The 22,409-nt window shown below is 63.1% G+C and carries 24 protein-coding genes, 1 tRNA gene and 1 other RNA gene; 9 read left to right on the forward strand and 17 right to left on the reverse strand.

Features of this window, described 5'->3' with window-relative positions:
• Nucleotides 1-51 precede the first annotated feature (51 nt).
• From GC146_RS06500 to GC146_RS06510, 3 genes are all read right to left on the reverse strand, one after another.
• The gene (locus GC146_RS06500; RefSeq protein WP_291836102.1) at nucleotides 52-696 is read right to left on the reverse strand and encodes a hypothetical protein; all 645 of its coding nucleotides are present in this window, start codon (nucleotides 694-696) and stop codon (nucleotides 52-54) included.
• On the reverse strand, nucleotides 696-1,577 hold the full coding sequence (locus tag GC146_RS06505; RefSeq protein WP_291836105.1) for a DNA-processing protein DprA: 882 nt from the start codon (nucleotides 1,575-1,577) through the stop codon (nucleotides 696-698). The genes GC146_RS06500 and GC146_RS06505 overlap by 1 nt, the downstream gene beginning before the upstream one ends.
• 203 nt (nucleotides 1,578-1,780) lie before the next feature.
• Nucleotides 1,781-2,221 carry a hypothetical protein gene (locus tag GC146_RS06510; protein ID WP_291836108.1) on the reverse strand — a complete coding sequence of 147 codons (441 nt, stop codon included), beginning with the start codon at nucleotides 2,219-2,221 and terminating at the stop codon, nucleotides 1,781-1,783.
• A 240-nt stretch (nucleotides 2,222-2,461) separates the two neighbouring features.
• On the opposite strand from GC146_RS06510, the gene GC146_RS06515 reads away from it, so the two are divergent.
• A complete protein-coding gene (locus GC146_RS06515) occupies nucleotides 2,462-2,809 on the forward strand; it encodes a helix-turn-helix transcriptional regulator (protein WP_291836111.1) in 348 nt (115 codons plus the stop codon).
• 53 nt (nucleotides 2,810-2,862) lie between these two features.
• Here the strand turns inward: GC146_RS06515 and GC146_RS06520 are convergent, their stop codons facing one another.
• Both GC146_RS06520 and GC146_RS06525 read right to left on the reverse strand, forming a co-directional pair.
• The gene (locus tag GC146_RS06520) at nucleotides 2,863-3,297 is read right to left on the reverse strand and encodes a response regulator (protein WP_291836114.1); all 435 of its coding nucleotides are present in this window, start codon (nucleotides 3,295-3,297) and stop codon (nucleotides 2,863-2,865) included.
• 118 nt (nucleotides 3,298-3,415) lie between these two features.
• Nucleotides 3,416-4,807, reverse strand: a complete 1,392-nt coding sequence (locus GC146_RS06525) for an ATP-binding protein (RefSeq protein ID WP_291836117.1) — start codon at nucleotides 4,805-4,807, stop codon at nucleotides 3,416-3,418.
• A gap of 173 nt (nucleotides 4,808-4,980) precedes the next feature.
• Between GC146_RS06525 and GC146_RS06530 the strand changes: the two genes are divergently transcribed.
• The 3 genes from GC146_RS06530 (at nucleotide 4,981) to GC146_RS06540 (ending at nucleotide 6,793) form a co-directional block, all read left to right on the forward strand.
• Complete coding sequence (locus GC146_RS06530) at nucleotides 4,981-5,820, forward strand: acyl-homoserine-lactone synthase (RefSeq protein WP_291836120.1); 840 nt, start codon at nucleotides 4,981-4,983, stop codon at nucleotides 5,818-5,820.
• On the forward strand, nucleotides 5,820-6,260 hold the full coding sequence (locus GC146_RS06535) for a response regulator (RefSeq protein ID WP_291836123.1): 441 nt from the start codon (nucleotides 5,820-5,822) through the stop codon (nucleotides 6,258-6,260). The genes GC146_RS06530 and GC146_RS06535 overlap by 1 nt, the downstream gene beginning before the upstream one ends.
• 233 nt (nucleotides 6,261-6,493) lie before the next feature.
• Nucleotides 6,494-6,793 carry a hypothetical protein gene (locus GC146_RS06540; protein WP_291836126.1) on the forward strand — a complete coding sequence of 100 codons (300 nt, stop codon included), beginning with the start codon at nucleotides 6,494-6,496 and terminating at the stop codon, nucleotides 6,791-6,793.
• Between the two features lie 400 nt (nucleotides 6,794-7,193).
• Here the strand turns inward: GC146_RS06540 and GC146_RS06545 are convergent, their stop codons facing one another.
• From GC146_RS06545 to GC146_RS06600, 12 genes are all read right to left on the reverse strand, one after another.
• On the reverse strand, nucleotides 7,194-7,478 hold the full coding sequence (locus tag GC146_RS06545) for a hypothetical protein (protein ID WP_291836129.1): 285 nt from the start codon (nucleotides 7,476-7,478) through the stop codon (nucleotides 7,194-7,196).
• Between the two features lie 153 nt (nucleotides 7,479-7,631).
• A tRNA-Ser gene (locus GC146_RS06550) sits at nucleotides 7,632-7,721 on the reverse strand.
• A 181-nt stretch (nucleotides 7,722-7,902) separates the two neighbouring features.
• Nucleotides 7,903-8,622 carry an alanyl-tRNA editing protein gene (locus GC146_RS06555; protein ID WP_291836132.1) on the reverse strand — a complete coding sequence of 240 codons (720 nt, stop codon included), beginning with the start codon at nucleotides 8,620-8,622 and terminating at the stop codon, nucleotides 7,903-7,905.
• Nucleotides 8,619-11,108, reverse strand: a complete 2,490-nt coding sequence (locus GC146_RS06560; protein WP_291836134.1) for a DUF3772 domain-containing protein — start codon at nucleotides 11,106-11,108, stop codon at nucleotides 8,619-8,621. Before GC146_RS06560 ends, GC146_RS06555 begins: the two co-directional genes overlap by 4 nt.
• Nucleotides 11,105-12,139 (reverse strand): cysteine synthase A, encoded by a 1,035-nt coding sequence (locus GC146_RS06565; protein ID WP_291836135.1) that lies wholly within the window; start codon nucleotides 12,137-12,139, stop codon nucleotides 11,105-11,107. Before GC146_RS06565 ends, GC146_RS06560 begins: the two co-directional genes overlap by 4 nt.
• A 68-nt stretch (nucleotides 12,140-12,207) precedes the next feature.
• Nucleotides 12,208-13,347, reverse strand: coding sequence for a gamma-glutamylcyclotransferase (locus GC146_RS06570; protein ID WP_291836138.1), 1,140 nt, complete (start codon nucleotides 13,345-13,347; stop codon nucleotides 12,208-12,210).
• 3 nt (nucleotides 13,348-13,350) lie between these two features.
• Complete coding sequence (locus GC146_RS06575) at nucleotides 13,351-13,791, reverse strand: TrgA family protein (RefSeq protein ID WP_291836141.1); 441 nt, start codon at nucleotides 13,789-13,791, stop codon at nucleotides 13,351-13,353.
• Between the two features lie 29 nt (nucleotides 13,792-13,820).
• Complete coding sequence (locus tag GC146_RS06580) at nucleotides 13,821-15,041, reverse strand: cyclopropane-fatty-acyl-phospholipid synthase family protein (RefSeq protein WP_291836143.1); 1,221 nt, start codon at nucleotides 15,039-15,041, stop codon at nucleotides 13,821-13,823.
• Between the two features lie 111 nt (nucleotides 15,042-15,152).
• A complete protein-coding gene (locus GC146_RS06585; RefSeq protein WP_291836147.1) occupies nucleotides 15,153-16,589 on the reverse strand; it encodes a deoxyribodipyrimidine photo-lyase in 1,437 nt (478 codons plus the stop codon).
• A gap of 32 nt (nucleotides 16,590-16,621) precedes the next feature.
• Nucleotides 16,622-17,839, reverse strand: a complete 1,218-nt coding sequence (locus GC146_RS06590) for an aminotransferase class V-fold PLP-dependent enzyme (protein ID WP_291836151.1) — start codon at nucleotides 17,837-17,839, stop codon at nucleotides 16,622-16,624.
• An 8-nt stretch (nucleotides 17,840-17,847) separates the two neighbouring features.
• Nucleotides 17,848-18,837, reverse strand: a complete 990-nt coding sequence (gene acuI, locus GC146_RS06595) for an acryloyl-CoA reductase (RefSeq protein WP_291836153.1) — start codon at nucleotides 18,835-18,837, stop codon at nucleotides 17,848-17,850.
• 27 nt (nucleotides 18,838-18,864) lie between these two features.
• Nucleotides 18,865-19,371, reverse strand: a complete 507-nt coding sequence (locus GC146_RS06600; RefSeq protein WP_291836156.1) for a DinB family protein — start codon at nucleotides 19,369-19,371, stop codon at nucleotides 18,865-18,867.
• 210 nt (nucleotides 19,372-19,581) lie between these two features.
• Here GC146_RS06600 and GC146_RS06605 point away from each other — a divergent pair, with 210 nt between their 5' ends.
• From GC146_RS06605 to GC146_RS06625, 5 genes are all read left to right on the forward strand, one after another.
• The gene (locus GC146_RS06605) at nucleotides 19,582-20,340 is read left to right on the forward strand and encodes an SH3 domain-containing protein (protein ID WP_291836159.1); all 759 of its coding nucleotides are present in this window, start codon (nucleotides 19,582-19,584) and stop codon (nucleotides 20,338-20,340) included.
• A gap of 101 nt (nucleotides 20,341-20,441) precedes the next feature.
• Nucleotides 20,442-20,798 carry a DUF4345 family protein gene (locus tag GC146_RS06610; RefSeq protein WP_291836162.1) on the forward strand — a complete coding sequence of 119 codons (357 nt, stop codon included), beginning with the start codon at nucleotides 20,442-20,444 and terminating at the stop codon, nucleotides 20,796-20,798.
• Nucleotides 20,792-21,143, forward strand: a transfer-messenger RNA (tmRNA) gene (gene ssrA, locus GC146_RS06615). Before GC146_RS06610 ends, ssrA begins: the two co-directional genes overlap by 7 nt.
• Before the next feature lie 51 nt (nucleotides 21,144-21,194).
• Nucleotides 21,195-21,845 (forward strand): DUF1194 domain-containing protein, encoded by a 651-nt coding sequence (locus tag GC146_RS06620; RefSeq protein WP_291836164.1) that lies wholly within the window; start codon nucleotides 21,195-21,197, stop codon nucleotides 21,843-21,845.
• A 78-nt stretch (nucleotides 21,846-21,923) separates the two neighbouring features.
• Entirely contained in the window at nucleotides 21,924-22,388 is a 465-nt protein-coding gene (locus tag GC146_RS06625; protein ID WP_291836167.1) for a ClpXP protease specificity-enhancing factor SspB, read from the forward strand.
• Nucleotides 22,389-22,409 lie beyond the last annotated feature (21 nt).

Consider the following 22,409-nt stretch of genomic DNA (forward strand, 5'->3'; position numbering starts at 1 on the left):
CGTTGGGTCAGACCAAGTCTGTGATATTGAGCCCGCTGAGCACCTCTGAGCCTAGGCGCTGTCAAATTGGAAGTCAGCGAATGGGTCTGGATGTATCGTTCGAGCGATGAAGATGCCCGTAATTGGCACACCAGGGAATCGCTGTGAGATGATGGTGTGCACGGCACGGTAGTGTCGTCCGACTGTGAGTACGTCGTCGAAGATACCGATGTTTACAGGCGGGGGATTGGCCAAGTTTTCGTTGATCTGGTAGACTCTAAGAAGCTCTTCAACCGTCATTCGGTGGCCGTCACCAGCGGCATGTGACGCCTCAGTCGATGTCGTTTGGACAACTAAGCTTCGAACATCCAGACCGGGCCTGATATTTCGGCAAATCTGAACCATGCGGTCGTCATAATCGGGATGACCCAACGCTTTCGATCCGGGTACTGGGACGAGCGTAGCTTGATCCAACCATTCGGGATTCAAGTTTGCGGCGAGTTCCGCCGCGGCCTGTTGAATGGCTATGCCCTTGTAATGGTATCCTTTCTTAGTGTCGCGCTCACTGGGTTTCTTTTTCAGGTTCCAGATCAGTTTATTGGTTTCACCCTCGTAGCCGCCCCTAGCCCTGTACTCTCGGAGAAATATGCATTTGTCGTCTACATTTAGGGCGTTGTGGTCGCGACGGATCAGCTCGTCCACCTTGGTGAAGGCCATCAGTCGACCAGCGCCTTCACGATGTCTTCTGGCTCCCGAACCCGAATGGCCCCTTCCTTCTCAAATCGAGCCGGCCAAGTGATGGCAGGATTCTGGAAGCAACTGTCGAGAATGAAGAGCTTCCGACCCTGAAACAATGCCGCGCGGGCTTGGGTGAGTGTCCCCGAGGTTTCCCCGGCTTCAACGATGACTGTGCCCTCGGTGAGGGCGCTCATCGTCGCGTTGCGCTCAGGGAAGTAATATCGCTTCTGCTGAAACGGTTGTGCCGCGTACCGAAGGACTGGAACCTGTGAAATGAGAAGGTGCTGTTTCGCTATCAAGTCCTGAAGGTCGGCGTTCTCTTTCGGGTAGTGTTCACCCAGCGGTGTCCCGATGACGGCAATAGTTGTGCCTCCGGCCCTTAGCGCTGCGGTGTGCGCGGCCCGGTCGATGCCGGTAGCCAAGCCTGATACAACAGCAAAATTTCGCGCCACCAACTCCTTCGCGATCCGCGCAGCTCGCCTGACACCTTCCTGGGAGGGCTTGCGGCTCCCGACCACCGCTATGCCCCGCATCTCGCTCAGTTCCCAAGTGCCCTGATAATAGAGCAATTCGACCGGATGCTTGGCGTCTCGAAGCTTTGCTGGATAGTCGCCAGCTTTGTGAACGCGGACACCAAACTGATAAACCCCAGACTTGTGCAACTTCTCAAGCACCATGGAGGCTGTTTGATCTGCCTCGTGGTGAGGTACAAAATCGGACGGCAACGCTGTTGGATCTTTGGCAAACATCTCTGCCAGCGTCTTGAAGGTGGCTCCTTGTTCCATGAACAGGGCTTCATAGGCACCCATTTCCAACTGGGGCGATATGACTTTTCCGGCAGGGCCAGAATCGCGGAACAAGGCCAGGCTATTCAAGGCTTGGCAACGCAGCGGCAGTGGTCATCGGCGTCTCCCTCAGTCATCGTGTCGTGACGACCTGTCATATCAGAATGCCCAGCATATAGACGCGAAAGCAATACCGGCTCGCCCTGTTGTGCCGCTGACCTGAGCAGATGTCCCCTTCAACAGCGATGGTTCGGACAGGCAGCGACGCCCGTGGGCCGCTAAGTTTCTTCGTGGGGCGCCTGCTGGATCTCCACGACACGCTCACCGGGCCGGCGGTATTCGTAGGCACCCGCGATCTGCCGGGCATCGACGTGCACCGCCACGGGCGAGACCTTCGCGTCGGCCGCGAGAAACTCTGCCATCCGGGCGCGGATGCTTTCCGACTTGGCGTTGAGCATGAGATCCAGCGCCACTTCCAACGCCCGCACCTTCGCCACCGCTCGCAGGCCCTCGGCCTCTGCGATGAACCGCGCCTGGGCGGCCTCATAGGCGTCACGGACTGCGGGGCGCTTCATGGCCTTGTGCCAGCCCGCAGGCGATAGGCTCGCCTTCTCGCAGGCTTCCGTGATGGTCGCGCCACGGACGCGGTAATCCATCGCAGCACGCAGCTTGGCGCTGATACGGGGCTTCGGGGTCGGGACTGGGCGAAGGTGCGTCATGCTTGCAAAATAATGCGAGGCCAGATTCCGCAAAATGCAACCGCCGAGGATAACCGTCATAGCTACCCGCCGCAGGAATGGCCTGCGGATCAGGTCAGGGTGATTGGCAAGGTGATATGGGTCGTCGGCAAGGTTTGATCGACCAGCCAACCTCGATCTGTTGGATTCCTATCGAAACTGCCAACTTCGGAAAAACAATTCTTGGTTGACGACTCCGAAGTCTGCGGGAAGAGATGAGACATGCATGAAATTGACGCATATGTTGGGAAAAGGATCCGGTCGGAGAGGCTTCACGCCGATCTCACGCAGGCGGCCCTAGCCGATAGGGTCGGCATCAGGTTCCAGCAGCTGCAGAAATATGAGTCGGGTCAGAACCGCGTTTCGGCCTCTCGCTTGTGGTCAATTGCTGCGGCCCTGAAAGTGCCCGTCTCCAGCTTCTTTCCCGACCTGTGGAGTGACCCCGACGCCGGACATTTCATTGAGGTGAGATCGGTCGACAACGATATCCTGAAGAAGATGCGTCGCCTCGGCCCAAAGGAGCACGCTTCACTTTTGGTGCTGCTTGACGCGCTGGCGACAGGTGACTGATCACTGGGGCATGCCAGCCATTCATCAAGGTTAGGCCTGCCATCCTTGGACTTTCAGTGCCTGTAGGCCCCTTGAGGAACGACGATACTGCCGAGTGCGATCTCCGCCTGTTCAGCCCGTTTGAACGCCGCCATCAGCTTGCGGATCGAAGTCAGCCTCGCCCAAAGCTCGATACGATCCAGCGGTTTGGTAATGTAGTCGTCCGCGCCGGTCTCGAGAGCGGCAAGGATCGTACCACGGTCCACTGCCGACACTGTCATGATGATCGTAGGCCCTCCTGCTAGGTTGATGGCCCTGACAATGCTGACGAACTCGCCGCCCGGCATTTCAGACAACCTTGAAGCGCAAAAAACGCAGTCGAATTCATTCTTGGACGGAACGATCCTTGCCAACGCCGCAGGACCGGATTGCTCAACGACGATATGCTCCAGGCCCTGGTGGCGCAGTTCCACTTCCAGAGCCCCCGCAAATTCGAGGTCGTTGTCCACGATCAGGACCCTCATCTCGATTCACCAACTTCGGTGTGAAGGGCCCGCGGCAGGTTCTGTCGTGGTCGGCTAGCGTCGCTGCGGCCGGCACCCGACGGTGAACGCAAACGCACCGTAATCATTCTGCCGCGAGCGTTTGCGCGGTGACCCCGTCAACCAGCGGCAGTTCGATAAAGAACGTTGTGCCCCTGCCGATGTTCGGTGTGAAGTCGATCAATCCGCCATGAGCCAGCATGATTTCTTTGGAAATGTTCATCCCCAATCCGGTACCTCCGATCTTCCGCGTGTCGGAGGCGTCGACTTGGCTGAACTTCTCGAAGACGCGCTCGCGGTCGGACTCCTGCAGGCCCACCCCTTCATCGTTCACCGATATTCGAAGATTCTTGCCGTGACGCTCGACGCGCACCTCGACCGCCCCACCTTCCGGCGAAAACTTTGCAGCATTGGATAGGATGTTCGCCATGACCTGTTCCAGTCGGGTCCGATCAGCCATGACGAAGAGAGGACCCGAGATCGGCGCGGCCCTCAGCGTAACGCCCAGTCTCGCGGCGAACGGTGTGTTCGATGACAGGACCTGGGCCACGAAGGATTCAACCTCGATCGGCTCGAAATCGAACTCCATTTTTCCGGACTCGATCCGCTGCAGGTCGAGGATCTCGTCGATTAGGTTGATCAGCCGGGTGCAATTGCGCTGCGCGACCGACAGCATGCTGATCGCGGTATCGGGGAGCGGGGCGATATGCCCGCCGTGCAGCACGTCGATCGATCCCTTGATCGACGTCAGAGGGGTTCGCAGTTCATGGCTCATGGTCGACAAGAATTCCGTCTTCGCCTGCGAAGCTTCCTCGGCCTTGCGGTTCTGAATCTTCAGCGCCTGCATCTGGTTAAAGTTCTTGCGGTAAAGAGTGAGGTAGATCCTTGAGCAGTCCACAACGAAATAGAGCACAAAAACACTGGTAAAGAACTGCGCCCACAGCTCCGACTCGATGCTGGCCTTTGTAAGGATCAGGTCACGGACCGGAATGGCAATGAAGGCCGCGCCGTAAAGGCAAAGGCGGATGATCAGGAGAGGAAGCAGTTGGTGGTTGTTCATCGCCGCGAACAGGGCGGCGGCGAAAAGAAAGAACAGAGACATGAAATGTGCCGCTGGACCCTGCTGAACCGCGATGGCGACGGCATAGTAGATGATCACGGCCGCGCTCAGCACGGTGCTGATGTAAAGGAGCGTGAGGTATCGACGTCCAGTATCTGAATCATCATCACGCCATCTGAGGATGGCCCGGAACAGGGCGAGGTCGAAGACTTCAGAGATTGCCATTAGGCTCGCTGCCGCGGCCGCGAGCCAAACGCTGTAATACCACCCCGCCAAGGTGGCAGCGGCGATGTAGATCGCATGCCGCTGGACGGTCAACTTCATCCCGATCTTCGCGTAGTCCTTCATCTGGCGTGCCAGGTAGTCACCTCGCTCGGTCCCCATTCCCGCCAAGGGTGTCACGATCGCCGCAGTCATTGGTCTACCTTCAACATCATGGCACGCTGAACGATTTGGTCACGTACCAGTCGACTTGCCAAGAAATCCCCACGTGAGCCGATTACTGCTTTTGGATCCGGCAACAATGTGGCCAAACCTTGCAATCTATAAGAATGTGGGAAACAAATCACTATCGCATAAGGTGAGTCGACATGCACACGCTAAGGGAGAACCAGGCATCGAAAGCGCAACGCGTTTTTCCCGCGCTGGAGGCAGCGACACCTGTAGAAACCCGTGGCTGGAACGGACTTGCAGGCTCCTTGTCGGGAAAGCCTCGCAGCAAGCACGGAGCCCAGTTGACCACTTGTTCGCTGACCGCGACAACCTTGTCGATCCATAACCTTCATCTGCACGGACCGCTATTCACGAATTACCTGAGGGCCCGTCGCGACGTGTTCATCCTGTCAAAAGGATGGAAGCTCCCTGAGGTCGATGGCATGGAATTTGACCAGTACGATACGCCGAAAGCGCGTTGGATCGTGGCGCATGACGGTGACGTGGTGAAGGGCGGAGTCAGGATCGCTCCAACCACGGCTCAATGCGGCCTCCACAGCTACATGATCAGGGACGCACAGCTTGGTCTTCTCGACGGCCTACCGTTGGATCCGCTCTATTTCGAGGCACCTGTCGCCGATCATCTTTGGGAGGGGACCCGGTTCTTCGTTGCCGAAAGCGTGCCAGCGAAGGAACGGGGCGAAGTGCAGCGCATGCTGCTGACGGACATGGCTGCAGCAGCCAGCGCCGAAGGGGTGAGGCACGTCATCGGGATCGTCCCCGCTGTTTTCAAACGATGGATGAACCGCATCGGTATGGACGCTTATGCCGTAGGCCCTAAGTTCGTTCTCGACGGTGAAACGTCCCAGGCAGCAATGATGAACTTAACCTCTATACGAGCCTCGACCGAGGCTGCGGCTGCAGTGCAAATGCCAAGAGCGGAGCGCGCGCGCGAATTCTTAAACGAAACTTTCCGGCGCGTGGCTGCGACCCTCTGATGCTTGGCCCCGATCGACATCCTCTCAAGGTGCTGCACGTTGACGACGACGACGACGTGCGGGAGATTGCGCAGATTGCGGTCGAGCAGATCGGTGGCTTGCTGTTTCGACAGTTCGCGACAGGTCAGGCTGCCATTGAGGCGGCAGCTGACTGGAACCCTGACGTCTTGCTTCTGGACGTCATGATGCCTGAGATGACCGGGCCGGAAACGCTAGAGCGCTTGCGGTCAATTCCCAGCCTTGTCGACACGACGGCGATATTCCTGACGGCAAAGGTCCGAAAGACGGACATCCACAATCTAATGAGCGTCGGCGCGGCCGGCGTCATCGTGAAACCTTTCGATCCAATTTTGCTTGCGACCGAGATCTTCGACATCTGGCAAAACGACCAAGAGCGCCGGGGTCTGCGCGAAAGAGTAATAGGCTTCCAGCGACAATAGACAGGACGAACACTTCCGGTTCGTTGCCGTAGAGAGTCATCACTCTCCTCCCTTGAACAGTTTCGGGCAAAGTTGTCCTTCGGTCCGCACATGCATCACGTTCCGAGCAGCCCGAGGCAAGTACGGTGCACGAGGTCTCTTGACGATCGAGAATCAAGAGCCGGGATCGAGTTGTTGACCGCCGCTGCCGACCGCCGGAAAGTAGAATCGCCGATATTCTTTGGGGGGCCTAGATGTCGCAGCCGGTAGACATTGGATTCGAGATTGTCGGGCTTGAACTGGAAAGGGATGCCCTGAAGCGTGACATGCGCATAAATCAGTGGGCTGGCTTAGCAGCATTGCTCGTCGTCATTGGGCTGGGCCCAAATTGGCTGGCTCTAATTTCGAATGACAACGTTCTTACCCTGTTTGTAGGGTTGGCCGTCTTTATTGGTATCGCCGAGAAGCTGAACCGACACAGGTTGAGGCATGTCCATGACCGCATCATCGACTTGCGATTACGGGAGAAGGATGGGGGAGGAAGAATAGCCTAAATCCGACGATCCGCGGCGGCAGACTATCCGACTGGCAAGACATGAAAAAAATTTGCCAGAGGGGGAGACGAATAGAGAATCCGCGCGCGCGATTTTTCCCCCACCCCGGCCCCCTCGCGCGGTTCTGCCGCGTCAGCCACCCCCCTCCATCGTCACTAGGGGTTGCCGGCGCCACTTCTGGGTCTGGCCCCAGTCGAACAGCGGACGGTTCGACGATGTAGGAGGTGACTGGACTGGCGCTTCAGGTGCTGGATGCCACAAAGCCCAAGGGCCGGGCAGTAGCCACTAGAGCGGGCTCCTGCGGAGCGCGTGACGGCATGGCTGGACCTTGTGAGACGCCAGCGCCATAGGGTTGGGGATAGGGCGGCGCATGATCTGCCCAGCGCCGCCCCTGTGGCCGCTACATGCCCAGCGCGGCGCGCGCCTCTCGCTGCAACCGGGCGGCGGTGGTGGTGTTTTCGGCAGCCGGCGCATCGGTGCACATCACGAGTTGCCGGTAAACGTCATGCGGCTCCCGCGGCGGCAGGGCCAGAGCGGCGACCTCAAGGCGGTGCATCGCCTCGCAGCCCGCGGCCAGGTCGTCGTCGGAGGCCACTCCGTTGTCCAGCCGCGCGCCCTCTGCGCGCCATGCCTCGAACAGCTCCGCGATGGTGGCCAAGCGGTCTTGTTGGTGAGTCGTCGTCATGTGGGTTGCTCCCGTTCTCGATGACAGCCCGCGAGGCGGGCCGAGGAAACGAAAGACAGGGGAGCACTTTTTCACGGTGTGGGCTGGAATGTGGGGCGAGACCAAATGTCATCCCAGATTTCTGTTCAATAACAGATATTTACTGGAACCAAGTGGCGGACAGTGAGGGATTCGAACCCTCGAGACGGTCTCCCGCCTACACACTTTCCAGGCGTGCGCCTTCGACCACTCGGCCAACTGTCCTTGCGGGCGCTTCTAGCCAGAAGCGTGGGGCGGCTGCAAGAGGAAGGAGGCGAAAACGGGCCGTAGTAGCAAACTTGCTGCCGTTCGCGGCTCTTCACATCCGGCGCAGCGGGCGACAGCGTCAGGCGCTGACCGCCTGTCGGCGGGGCCGGCGCAGGCGGGCATCGCCATTTCCTGCGGCCTAATCGGACAGAAGCAGGCTCACACGGCGGTTCTGGCGGCCCTTCTTCTCGATCTTGCCAAGGCTGGCGTGGCCGATCTCGCCGGTGCGGGCGACATGGGTGCCGCCGCAGGGCTGCAGGTCGACCGTGGCGGCCCCCTGCCCGATCCGGACCAGCCGCACCCGGCCCGCGCCACGTGGCGGCGCGACAGACATCGTCTTGACGAGGCCCGGCTGCGCATCAAGCTCCGCCTCGGTGATCCATTCGGTGCCAACGGGCAGGTCGGCTGCAATCAGGCGGTTCAGTTCGGCCTCGAGCGCGGCGGGATCCTCCGGTGGCTCGGGCATATCGAAATCCAGCCGCCCCTTGGCCTCGCCAATGGCGCCACCGCTGACCGGCAGCGGGATGACCACCGACAACAGGTGCAGCGCGGTATGCATGCGCATCAGGCGATGACGCCGTGCCCAGTCGATCCGTTGCTCGACCACCATACCGGGCGCTGGCAGCGTGCCGCCCTCCTCGGGCACCAGCACGATGGTGCCCTCCTCGCCCTTCACGGTGGCGGCGATACGCACCGCACCGCCCTCCCAGGAAATCTCGCCGCTATCGCCGGGCTGGCCGCCACCGGTGGGATAAAAGATGCTCTGGTCCAGCACCACGCCGCCTTCGGGCGTGATCGCCCGAACACGGGCCTGCGCCTGCTGCAGATAGGCATCGTCGCGGAAAAGTGGCGTGGTCATGAAGAGCCCTCGCTGTCTGTGGTGGTGTCGGGTGGCGCTGGCGGGCCGGCAGGTCGCAGGGTTTCGGGATTGCGCAGCCAGATGTCATGCTGGGCAAAGGGTATCTCGATGCCCTCGGCCGCAAAACGCTGGGCGATCTGGTGGTTGATCTCGGTCTTGACGACCAGGCTCCAGTTGACGTCGCGCAGGATCACCCGCAGCTCGAAATCCAGCGACGACGCCCCGAAGCCCACGAAGTTGACGAAGGCACCGGGGTTGGCCAGCGCCATTGGGTGCGCATTGCCGATCTCCTCCAGAATTGCCTCGACCTTGCGCGTATCCGTGCCATAAGCCACGCCGACAGTCACGATCACCCGCCCTGTGGTGTTGGACTTGGTCCAGTTCGTCACCTGCCCCGAGATCAGGTCGGCATTGGGCACGATCACGTCCGAACGGTCGAAGGTTTCGATCCGGGTGGAACGCACGCTGATCGAGCGGACATAGCCCGACTTGCCGTTGACCTCGATCCAGTCGCCCTCGGAAATCGGACGTTCAATCAGCAGGATGATCCCCGAGACGAAGTTCGACACGATGTTCTGCAGGCCAAAGCCGATCCCGACCGACAGTGCACCGGCGACGATTGCGACGCTCGACAGATCGATACCTGCACCGGTAATCGCCGCCAGCGCCGCCAGAAAGATGCCCAGGTATCCCAGCCCCGCCACGATCGCATTCTGACCGCCGATATCGATGGTCGTCTTTGGCAGAACCGAATTGCGCAGCGTGCCCTGCAACAGTCGCGTCAGGGTAAAGCCCAGTACGAAGATCACCAGAAAGCGCAGGAAATCGACGGGCGAGATCCGTGCGCTGCCCAGCGTCAGGCCCTCGTTGATGCGGGTCCAGATCTCGGTCAGGTCGGTGACACGCGCGCCCCAGATCAGTGCAAGGAATGGCAGCGAGACAAAGATCAGTACAAGGCCGATCAGGACGGGGACCAGCGCATCGGCGCGGTCCTCGGGGGCGCGGGTGACAAGGCCGTAAAGGTCGGTGACAAAGCCCTGCAGCATCATCGTCGCCCCCAGCACTGCCAGCGACATGATCGAGGGGCCAAGCAGCGCCTGCGCTGCGGCCCCGTAGCTTAGCGCCGACAGGGCCGGCCCCACCACGGCCACGGCCATGAAGACCCGGCCCAGCACCATCACCAGCCGCTGACGGTAGCGCTGACGGCTGGTCTCTGTTGCGGGGGCCGCAGGATCGGCCATCAAGCGACCAAGGCGGAAGAGGAAGATGCCAATGACGATATCGATCGGCAGGCTGACGACCGCGGTCACCGTCGCCGCATTGTCGCCCTGTGCCGCCAGTGTGATCAGCATCGTCGCGCCGGCAAGGGTCCAGCTCAGTCCGGCGACAATCCGCAGGCCACGGCGGCGTGCGGCCTGGGTCAGGTCCATCGGCCCGCCTGCGGCAGGATCCTCTGGAAAGAAATGAAATCCCAGCCAGCGGCCGACATAGACAAACGCAGCCGCCGCCGGCAGAGCCCCCACAAGGCTGCTGCCGCGGTAACCTGCCAAGCCCGACGCCGACAGGGCCGCCGCAACGAACAGCACGCCGGCATAAGGCAGCGCCGCCTGTCCCGCCGCCATCAGGAACACCCACACGCCCTGCCCTGCGCTTGGCCGGGCTGCGACCATGGCCAGCAGCTCGCTCATCCAGCGACGACCGCGCCAGATCAGGACAATGCCAATGGCCAGCAAGACCAGCGCGCGCGGCAGGTTCTGCGCCAGTTCGCCCGTGCCCATATCGGTCATGACGGCCGCGCGCGCCTCGGCCGCAACCGAAGACAGGCCAGCCCCCAGCGCCGACATCGTCATCGCCCAGTTGTCGGGCTCCAGCGGCGAGGCGCCACGCGTGGTCAGCTTCTGGGTCTGCCGCTCGCGCATCAGCCCGTCGATCTCGCCCACAAGGCCGTTGGCTTGCGCATAGGCCTCGGTCGCCAGTTGCGAAGGCAATTTCAGCCGCTGTAACTCGTCCGCCAGAATGATCCGTCGCGCGGTGATCAGCAGTGGCTCGTTGACCGAGGCCTCTGGCGCGGGCCCCAGCGCGGCGATCTGCCCCTCGACGGTGGCGATGCGAGGCGCGTTGATCGCCTGAGCCGCCAAGAACTTGTCCCGCCAGCCCGCCAACTCGCTGCGCAGCCGTTCCAGCGCGAAGGTCGAGGCGATGCCGGCCTCGGCGGCCTTCTCGGCACGGGTCGCCACGCGTCCCCACTCTGCATAGTCCGGCTGCAGCGCGCTGACGACGGTGGGGGCTGTGACGGGCGTGGGCGTCGCCGACGTGTCGGCGACAGGCGTCACTGTATCGCTGACGCCCAGCACCTGCGATGAGGTTGTCGTGGGCGGGGTCGTGGAGGTGGTTTGTTGCGCCGTGGCCGCGCCCGGCAAGGCAAGGGCCAGCAACAGCCCCGTGACGAGCCCCTGGGCAGCGCCAAGGACCGCCGCGCGGATCATGCCTCTTCGAACACGCCGGGGATCGAGGCCGGGGCCGCCTCCAGCCAGCCCGGCACCGGCAGGCCCTTGGCCCGCAGAAACTCGGGGTTGTAAAGCTTGGACTGGTAGCGCGTGCCGTAGTCGCATAGCACCGTCACGATGGTGTGGCCCGGCCCCATTTCTCGGGCCATGCGGATGGCCCCGGCCACGTTGATGCCGGACGAACCGCCAAGGCACAGCCCCTCATGTTGCAACAGGTCGAAAACGATCGGCAGCGCCTCGGCATCGGGGATGTTGAAGCTCATGTCGGGATGGAAGCCGTCGAGATTGGCGGTGATCCGCCCCTGCCCGATGCCTTCGGTGATGCTGTCGCCCTGGCTCTTGAATTCGCCTGTCGTGTAAAAGCTGTGCAGCGCCGCGCCGTCGGGATCGGCCAGCCCGATCTTGACGCCCTTGGGCTGCAGCGCCTCGGCCACGCCCGCCAGCGTGCCGCCAGAGCCCACCGCGCAGATAAAGCCGTCGACCTTGCCAGCGGTCTGCTGCCAGATCTCAGGTCCGGTCGTCTCGATATGCGCCTGCCGGTTGGCGACGTTGTCGAACTGGTTGGCCCAGATCGCGCCGTTGGGCGCGGTTTTTGCCAACTCCTCGGCCAGACGACCGGAATAGCGCACGTAGTTGTTGGGGTTACGGTAAGGCGCGGCGGGCACCTGCACCAGTTCCGCCCCGGCCAACCGCAGCATGTCCTTCTTTTCCTGGCTCTGCGTCTCGGGGATGACGATGACCGTCTTGAACCCCATCGAAGCGCCCACCAGCGCCAGCCCGATGCCGGTATTGCCGGCGGTCCCTTCGACGATGGTTCCGCCCGGCTGCAACAGCCCCTTCGCCACAGCGTCGCGAATGATGTAAAGCGCGGCGCGGTCCTTGACCGACTGGCCCGGGTTCATGAATTCGGCCTTGCCGAGAATCGTGCAGCCCGTCGCCTCGGACGCTGCCCGCAGCTTGATCAGGGGTGTGTTGCCGACAGCCTCGGCCAGGTCATTGCGGATTGTCATGTCGGCCCCCTTCGCGTCTGTGGCTTCTGTCTAGTCGCGCGGTCGGGCGAACTCAAGGCGGCCCCGGCTCACGGCTGCGCGTCCCGGCGTTGCACCGCCAGCCGGTCGCGACGGCGAGCCGTCCAGTAAAGCATGGCCACCAGCGGGCCCACGTTGATCTCGCCCGTCTCGATCAGCTCCAGCGCCGCGTCGAGCGACAGAACGTGAAGGCGCAAATCCTCGTGCTCTTCTGCCAGCCCGCCATGCCAGCCCTCGTTCTGCGGCAGGTCGGCAATTCCAAGGAAGCAGTGAAAATGATCGGTCGAGGCACCGGGCGAAGCATAGGTTGCGAACATCCGGGTCAAGTCCTGCAATTCCAGCCCCGCTTCTTCGCGGGCTTCGCGCCGGGCGGCCGCGGCCGGCTCTTCGCCCGCGTCGATGAGCCCCGCGACAGGTTCCAGCGTCCACGGGTTGGTATCGCCGCGCAGGAAAGGGCCGACGCGAAATTGTTCGACCAGCAGAACGCGGTCGCGCGCGGCGTCATAAGGCAGCACCAAAGCGGCATCCGCCCCAAGAAATCCGTCGCGCGTCAGAACCGACGATGGTGACCCGGCGAACGTGGGATGACGAAGATCCACCGTCACCAGCTTGAAAAAGCTGCCCGCCCGGCCCCGCTCGATCAGCAATTCAGGCGCAGGACTGCTTGCAGCGCGGCGAAGCGTGGCCGGCGTCGCCTCCTGCGCGGCGCGTAATCGCACGCTGGCGCGGTGGCGGATCATCGGCCATTGCCGGGCCAGCTCCGCCCCCGAAAGTGGTGGATCATGCGCGGCGATCTCGGAGGCGGCCAGCAAGGTTTGCGGGCTTTCAAGGGCCACCCATTCGGCCAGCGACCACGGCACTCCGCTGCCAGAAGTGGCAACATCGGGGAAATAGGCCTGTGCCTTTGCCACCGTGCCATCCGCCCGTCGCACGCTGACCGGCGCAAGCCGGTAGCCAAAAGGCGTTTCATAGGCATCAAGCCGGGCCAGCTGCGCCGAATCCATGCCGGTCCAAAGCTGCCCCTGCGCCTCGGCCCCCGGGCGCACGACCAGCATCGGCAGATGCCCTTCGGCGGTGCGATCAACGGCGTGCCCGGGCAGCGAGGCCGGTTCCGCCCGGCTCGGCCCCGGGCCCGCAATCAGCGCCATAAGTGGCGGATGCAGAAGCGTGCCATAGAGGAACAGCGCCATCGCTCAGGGCAGCCTGCGGCCCACGTATTCCACGACCATGCCCGCCAGCGACCCGCCGATCAGCAACGCGCCCCATATCTGCGGCGTCGACATCAGCACAAGGCTGTCCCAGAACCGCTGAAAAGTGCTCATCACCGCTTCCATCGGTGGGCCATGATTGCGCGCCATCGAGGCCACGACCATCTGGAAGGCCGAATGCCAGAACAGCGCCCAGAACAACATCGCGATGCTGGTCGTCAGGCCATAGCCGATGGCGGCGCTGTAGCCCTGCCCGGCGCGCGGCCCGGCAATCAGCCAGCCACAGACAAGCCCCCAAGCCGCGTTGACCAGCGCAAAGGTCTGGACCGGCTTGCCATCAGGCAACAGGGGAATGATCAGTTGCGACACCCCCCAGGCGAGAGCGGCGAAAAGGATCGCACCAACCAGCTTGGCCATCGTGGGCATCGCGGTGCTCCTTGCCTGCGGCGCGGCCCTCAGCCCGGGCGCGTCACCGTGATCTGCGTTACATCACAGTTTCCGCAATGGAAGGTGCCCGCGCAAGAGGTGAGATAAAAGTTCCACATCCGCCGGAACCGTTCGTCAAAACCCAATGCAGCAACCTTGTCCCACTTGGCATTGAATGTCTCATGCCAGCGCCGCAACGTCTGGCTGTAGCTTTCGCCGAACTCGATGTGATGAGCGACGCTAAGCCCTGCCTTTTCCACCTGGGCCTTCAGCGCAGAGGGGCTGGGCAGCATGCCACCGGGAAAGATGTATTTCTGAATGAAATCCACAGACTTGCGGTAGGTCTCCCAGCGTCGATCATCGATGGTGATGATCTGCAGGGTGGCGTTCTTGCCCGGCTTCAGCCGGTCACGGAGGGTCTGGAAATAGGTCGGCCAGTATTTCTCGCCCACCGCCTCGAACATCTCGATGCTGGCAATCCCGTCATAGCTGCCACGCTCGTCGCGGTAATCCTGCAGCTTGAACGTCACCTTGTCGGAAAGCCCTGCCTTTTCAATGCGATCAACGGCATACTTGAACTGCTCCTTGCTGATCGTCAGGCAGGTCACCTGCAGCCCGCGCTCTTTCGCGGCATATTCCGCGAACCCGCCCCAGCCGCAGCCGATTTCCAGAATGTGGTCGCCCGGTTGCGCGCCCATCTGGTCGATCATGCTGGCGTATTTCAGCTCTTGCGCCTTTTCGAGGCTTTCCTGCCCGGTCTCGAACTTGGCGCTGGAATAAGTCATCGTCTCGTCCAGCCAGAGACCGTAGAAATCGTTGCCCAGATCGTAGTGGTAGCTGATGTTCTTTTTTGCCTGCCGCTTGGTGTTCGATTGCAGCCAGAAGCGGATCTTCTCGAAGGCGCGCACAAGGAACTGGCCCGGAAAACCGTCATACATATGCTCGGCATCGTCATGGATGAGGTCCATGAAGGCCATCAGGTCGGGCGTGGACCACCAGCCATCCATGTAGGCCTCGCAAAAGCCAAGGTCGCCTTCCCGCAAGAGCCGCGCGAACAATTCGTCATTGTGAATCTGCAACACGGCGACATAGCCCGGCTCGGCCCCCTCGGCGCGGAAGGTGCGGCCATCGGGTAGGATCATGTCGACCCGACCCTTGCGCAGCTTCTTGACCACCTCGAAGACGGGGCCAAAGTAACGCGGCAGGCGATGCTGGCCCGCGGTGGAGGTCAGGATGGCGGTCTCTGTCATCGGGATCGTCCTGGCAGCATGTTGGTGGCGGGCTGCAGCCCATCGGCACCCATGGTTAAATGCAAATGTTCAAGGGGGGAAGACACGGAATTCATGCGGCCCTGACAAGCCTTACGTGGCGGCATTCGCGCCTTCGCGGGCCGCATAGGCCTCCAGCGCGCGGGCGCGGCCCTCCTCAAGCGTGACGACGGGCGCTGGATAGGCGGCATCGGGCCGCAGTCCCCACGACACCATCACGGCATCGAAATATGAAAGCGCCGTCGCGGGCGGGTTACGTTGACCTTCGGCGATCCATGCCTTCACATAAGCCGCGTCAGGGTCGAATTTTTCGCGCTGGGTCACCGGGTTGAAGATGCGGAAATAGGGCGCGGCATCGGGCCCGGAGCCTGCCGTCCATTGCCAGCCCATCGCATTGCTGGCCGGGTCCCAGTCGGTCAGACAGTCGGCGAACCAGTCCATCCCGATCTTCCAGTGTGTCATCAGGTGCTTGGTCAGGTAGGAGGCCACGATCATCCGTGCACGGTTATGCATTGTCCCGGTCACATACATCTGCCGCATCGCCGCATCGACGAAGGGCACCCCGGTGCGGCCCTGAAGCCATGCCTGAACTTCGGGCGCTTGGGCATTGGTTTGCCACGGAAAACTGTTCCACTCTTCACGCCAGTTGTCATTCGTGATCCGGGGCGTGTGGTGAACGAGATGATAGGCAAATTCGCGCCAGACCAGTTCCTTCAGGAAATGCTCTGCCCCTTTCGCACCTTCTGCCATCGCGCGCTGCCCGGCATACCAGATCCTTCGCGGGCTGATCTCGCCATAGGTCAGGTTTTCTGACAGGCCAGAGGTGGCTGGGATCGCGGGAAAATCGCGCTCGGCCTTGTAAGGGCCGATCCGGGTGGCAATGAATTGGGCGAGCCTGTCGGCGGCCTTGTCCTCGCCTACGCAGGCATGGGCCGCCACGATATCCGCGCCCCGCCGCATTGCCGCGCCCATCCGCCATTCGGCCAGCACATCGCTTGCAGGCCATGCATCGGGCGCGGGCAGACGGCCCGGCGCCGGCAGTTCGGCGCCAACGTCGCGGTCGCGCACCGCCCGCCACATCGGCGAATAGACCCGGTAGAAGCCGCCCGTCCCGGTCTCGACCTCCCACGGCTCGAACAGCAGATGGCCGGCAAAGCTTTTGGCATCGATCCCGTCAGCTTTCAGGGCGGCCTTGACGGCGGTATCACGTGTCTTGGCCTCGGGATCGTAGAGGCGCGACCACCAGACGGCCCCGGCCCCGGTTTCGGCCACCAGCGCGCGCAGCACGTCCAGTGCCGCGCCGCGACGCAGGGTCAGACGGCTGCCCCGCGCGGCAAGTGTCGCGGCAAAGCTCTCGACCCCCAACCCAAGGCGGAACTTCGGGGCGGCCCCCGTCGCCTCGACAACCTCGTCGTGGATGAAGACCGGGATAACCGGCCGACCGGTTTCGCAGGCCGCGTGCAGCGCGGGGTGGTCGGCCAGACGCAGGTCACGGCGAAACCACAGGATGATCGGGCTGTTATCGGACATTCTTCGCCTTAGTTCTGCGCCCCACCGGGCAGTTACAGAACCTGATCTAGCGCGTCGATCAGCCGGTCAACCTCGGCAGCGGTCGTGTAATGAACGAAGCTGAGGCGCAGCACGCCCTTGGCGCTGTCCACGCCCATCGCCTCCAGCGGACGCTGCGCATAGAAATCGCCGCCGCCCGCCATGATCCTGTGCGCGGCCAGTTGCGCCGCCACCGGTTCGGCCGCGCGGCCAAGATCCACCGCCACGGTGGGTGCCCGCCCCTCGGCCCGGCGCGGCCCCAAAAGCCGGATGTCATTGCGACCGGCCAGATAGTCCAGCAGCGGTTGCAAGACGGCAATTTCCTGCGCCCGCATGACATCATGCGCAGTCCGTGCCGCCCCCGCGCCCGACGGACCGCCATGATGGACCGAAAGCGCCTCTAGGTAGTCGGCGATCCCGGCAGAGGCTGCCACCTGCGCATGGTCCGGCCCCGCCGGCGTGAACCGCTTGTAAAGCGTGCCGCCGTTGAAATGGTGCGCCTGGTTTGGCAGTTCGGCGCCAAAATCGGCCCGAATTGCCATGATCCCCTGATGCGGACCATAGGTCTTGTAGGCGCTGAAGAGATAGACATCGCAGCCCAGCGCGCCCACGTCGGGCAGGCCGTGGGGCGCGTAGCTGACGCCATCGACCACCGTGCGCACCCCGGCCGCGCGCGCCATCGCGCAGATCGCCGCGACATCGTTGATCTCGCCCACGACGTTGGAACAATGCGGAAAGGCCAGCAGCGCGGCACCGTCCAACAAAGGCGCCAGACGCTCGGGATCAAGGTGACCGGTCGCGGGGTCGATCCGCCATTCGCGCACCTCGACCCCCTCCTCGGCCAGACGCCGCCAGACACCTGAATTCGCCTCGTGATCCTGATCGGTCACAACGATGGCCGCGTCCGGCTTCAGCCAGCGCCGCACCGCTTGCGCAAGGACATAGGTGTTCTGGCTGGTCGAGGGCCCGAATGACAGCTCCTCCGTCGCAACGCCCAGCATCGCGGCAAGTCGCAGGCGCGCCTCGTCCATCTCGGCGCCGCCTGCCGCGCTGGCCGGATAGGGCGCATAGGGCTGCACCTTGCGGCTGTGGTAGAACCGCGTCAGCCGGTCGACGACTTGCGCGCAGGGGTAGGATCCGCCCGCGTTCTCGAAAAACGCCCAGCCCTCCAGCGACGGCTCGAAAAAGGCCGGGAACTGCGCACGAATCCAATCGGTATCAAAAGCTTGCATCGCGATCCTCAAGCGTTCACGTCGACGACGACGCGGCCCTGAACCTGGCCCTTCAGGATTGCCGCGCCCAGTTCGGGCAGATCGGCCAGCGTGGCCGGGCGGATCATCTCTTCGAGCTTGTCCATCGGCAGGTCCTCGGCGATGCGGGTCCAGGCATCCAGTCGGTCGGCATAGGGCCGCATGACCGAATCGATGCCCAGCAGGTTCACCCCGCGCAGCAGGAACGGAATGACGGTGGCCGGCAGCGCCGCACCGCCCGCCAGACCAACTGCAGCAACGCTGGCGCCGTATTGAATCTGTCCCAACACCCGGGCCAGCATCGCGCCGCCCACGGCATCGACACAGCCCGCCCAGGTTTCAGCCTCCAGCGGGCGCTTAACCGTTTCGGCCAGATCAGCCCGCGGTACGATGCGCGACGCGCCAAGATCCATCAGGTAGTCCGCGGTTTCGGGCCGGCCCGTCACCGCCGCCACCTCGTAGCCGCGCCGCGCGAGGATCGCGGTGGCGACCGAACCAACGCCGCCCGCGGCCCCGGTCACCAGCACCGGGCCCTGCCCCGGCACCAGCCCGTGCCGCTCCAGCGCCATGACGGCCAGCATCGCGGTGAACCCGGCGGTGCCTACCGCCATCGCTTGCCGGGTGGTCAGGGTGGCCGGCAGCGGCACCAGCCAATCGGCCTTGACGCGGGCCTTTTGCGCATAGCCGCCCCAATGCACCTCGCCCACGCGCCAGCCGGTCAGCACCACCTTGTCGCCGGCGGCATAGCGGTCGTCGGACGACTCGATGACCGTGCCTGCAAAATCGATCCCCGGCACATGTGGATAGCTGCGCACCAGCCCGCCGCCCGGCCCGACGCACAAGCCGTCCTTGTAGTTCAGCGTGGAAAATTCGACGGCAACGGTCACCTCGCCATCGGGCAACCGATCCTCGGACAGGCTTTGCACGGCGGCGTGGGTCTTGCCTTCGGCGTCCTTCTCGACAACGAGCGCGTTGAACATCGGTCTTTCCTTTCGCTTTGGCTCCGGTCACCCGGCATCGGGCATCAGAAACAGGTCAGTCACGCCGGGGCTTTGCCCGGCGGCGGTCAGCATCGCATGGACCTGACCGCGGTGATGTGTCTGGTGGTTGAACATGTGAACGACGCAAAAGGCCAGCGGTTTTGTCACCTCGCGACCCAGCGCGCCTGAGTGCCACGTCAGATCGCCTGCCAGTTCGACCGCGCGCAGTCGTTCCGCCCAGCGGATCAGGCGCCCGTCAAGGCGAAACCGTTCGGCACCCCACGCGGCAGGCGTGGGTGTCAGCGTGGTGCTGCCTGCGATGCCGCCCGTCGGCGGCGCGCTCCCCTCGAACCGCGACAGCCACATCGCATCGGCCCAAAGCAGATGGTTGAGCGTGGCAAGGATCGAGCCAAAGAACGCCCCGCGGTCCGCCCTCAACTCGGCATCATCCATGGGTTCGACGACCATGCGCAGGTTTTCATTCTGCCAACGGTTGTAGCGCGCCATCATCCGGCAATAGGCGGCATCGATCATCGCGGGGCATCCCTTTTCGAACGGGCGCCAGCGCGCCCCTGACATCCCAAGTGCTACGCGAGCCCGCGATCTGGGCCAAGGCCCGTGTCGGGGCAGTCGCGGCAGGGTTGTATCAGCCCGGGACGGCAACGTTGATTTTCGGGGAAATTGGGCGCACACTCACGTTGTTGCGACCTCGTTATCGCCCATTCCGACAGGAGGGTCTTGCAGATGTCCACGAAACCCAAGCTTTCTTCCGTCATGTTGGCCGCCGGTCTGGCTGCGCTGATTGCAGGCCCCGCGGCGGCGGTGGATGCCACGGCGGTTACCGCCGTCAACGTACGCAGCGGGCCCGGCGTCAGCTTTAACCAGCTAGATACGCTTTTCGCGGGCGAGGTTGTGAACGTCACCGAATGCCAAAGCGGCTGGTGCTACGTCGAACATGACGGGCCTGATGGATGGGTCAGTGGCCATTACCTGTCGGCTGCGGGATCAGGTGGTGGAACGGGCAGTGGTGGCACGGGTGGCGGGTCCGGCTCCGGGTCCGATTCGGGCGGCGGCACCGGTGCTGGATCGGGCGGTGGCACTGCAACGGGCAGCGCCGCAGGCGATGCCGCTCTGGCCATCATTCTCGGGACAATCCTGAACGGCATGTCCAGCCATTCGGCGCCTGCCCCCGCTCCGGCTCCGGCCCCCGGCGCCGATCTGCCTTACGGGCCCGATACCTGCAAAGACGGGTTCGTCTGGCGCGATGCGGTCCCGGGCGATCATGTCTGCGTCACGCCGGCGGCCCGGGCACAGGCGGCGCACGAGAACGCCATCGCCGGCTCGCGCGTGAACCCGACAGGCGCCTATGGCCCCAACAGCTGCAAGCCCGGTTTTGTCTGGCGCGAGGCCTATTCAGGCGACGTGGTTTGCGTCACGCCAGTGCGTCGCACCGCCGTTCATCAGGAAAACGCAGATGGGCCGAGCCACCGTGTTCTGCCGTGATCGGTGCTGCTCCGACAGGTTTTGAACGAAATTTTCGTCTGCGGCTGATCCGTCCAGTGTGATTGACACGTATAGGTGTCAACATTGTAGCGGAGCGTGCCATGGATCTCAGCCTTCTCAACCCCGTTCTTGCCGCCATCTCTGTCGCGCTCGGGCTTTTCGGCTGGCTCGCGCCGGCCTACACGATGCAGGTCGTCGACCTGCGCCCCGGCGCCTCGCCGATGGGCGCCTCGGAGGTGCGCGCAGCCTCGGGCGCGCTGTTTGTCGGTATGGGGCTGGGCGCATTGTGGCTGAACATCCCCGCGGCCTACGCGATGCTGGGGTTCTGCTGGGCCGGCGCCGCGGCCGGTCGGGCCACTTCGCTGGCGCTTGACGGGGTCACGCAAAAGAAATGGGTGTTCTTCGGGACCGAAGCGGCGGTCGCGTTGATTGCCCTTGCGCTGAACCTTGGCCACTAGCAAAGCAGCCCCGCTTCGCCTATATCTGACCTGTCCCTCGGGACTATGGACATAAACGCGCCTGTAATAAGCGGATCGGACCCGGGGGCGGTACCCGGCGGCTCCACCAAAAACCCTTCGTTGGGGGCGAATGGGGCCGAAACAGGATCGACGAACGTGTAAAGAGGATGGCTTTGTCCCGGTGAGGTACCACCGTTATCGGTCCAAAATGTACAGTTGCCAACGACAACCGTGCTCCGGCTATGGCTCTGGCTGCTTAAGCAGTCCGAGTTGCCGAAACTTAAGCCCTTGCGCCTAGCAGCGTAAGGCGGGGTTCGCAGGCACCTGGCAACAGAAGCCTGCACTTTCCCCCTCGCATGCTTGACCGGCAGGGCCCGATGGCCCCAGTCTTACCCCATGCGCGCGCCCCTCATTGCCCTTGCCCTTGCGCTGTCCGCCCCTGCCGCGCGGGCCTGCGATACCGCGCTGGTGCTGGCGATGGATGTCTCCAACTCGGTCGATGTGGGCGAATACCGTATTCAGGCCGATGGGCTTGCCGCCGCCCTTGAAGACCCCGAGATAGCCGATGCCATGATCGCGGGGCAGGTCGCGGTGACGGTGGTTCAGTGGTCCGGCGCCGACCGGCAGGTCATCGCGCTGCCGTGGATGCAGATCTTCGGTCCGGACGACGTGACCGCGCTTGCCGCCGCGGCGCGCGCGATGCCCCGTGCCTTCGTGCTGTCCGATACCGCGCCGGGCGACGCGGTGCGCTTTGCCGCAGCCCAATTCGCCACCGGGCCGGTCTGCGCACATAACGTGATCGACGTCTCGGGCGACGGGACACCCAATGCAGGGGTCGACATTCGCCTTGCGCGGTCTGAAGCACAGGCGGCGGGTATCACGATCAACGGACTGGCCATCGAATCGCTCGGCCGGGCGATCACCAATTTTTACGAACGCGACGTGGTGACCCGCGACGGTTTTGTCGTGACCGCACGCGGGCACGAGGATTTCGCCCGTGCGATCCGCGCCAAGATCCTTGCCGAACTCAGCAAGGGATTGGTGTGAGCACGCGCCGCGACTGCCCCTTTCATCCCGTCCCGATTTCCGTATGCTGACCAAAAGCTGACGAAGGATGCCCAGCCTGTGACCGTTTCCATCGACTATGGCAATCTGATGCATCAGGCCATGCGTGGGCTGATTCAGAAGGTGCTGGAGGGCATCGCCAAGACCGGCCTGCCGGGCAAACACCACTTCTTCATCACCTTCGACACGATGCACCCCGATGTCGAGATCGCCGACTGGCTGTCGGACCGCTATCCCGACGAGATGACCATTGTTCTGCAGCACTGGTTCGACAATCTGGAGGTCACGGACGAGGGATTCTCGGTCACGCTGAACTTCGGCGACAACCCCGAACCGCTCTACATCCCCTACGACGCGATCAAGACATTCGTGGACCCCTCGGTCGAATTCGGCCTGCGCTTCGAAACGCAGGAGCAGGAGACCGACGAGGACGAAGAGGTGGCCGAGGCCCCGATGGAAGAGATGGCCGAGGCCGCCAAGCCCAAGGAGGCCGAGGTCGTCAGCCTCGACAAATTCCGCAAGTAGCCTTCGCCGTTGCGGCGCGGC

The organism is Limimaricola sp., from assembly GCF_016125575.1.
In the GTDB taxonomy this organism is placed as follows: Bacteria; Pseudomonadota; Alphaproteobacteria; order Rhodobacterales; family Rhodobacteraceae; genus WGLM01.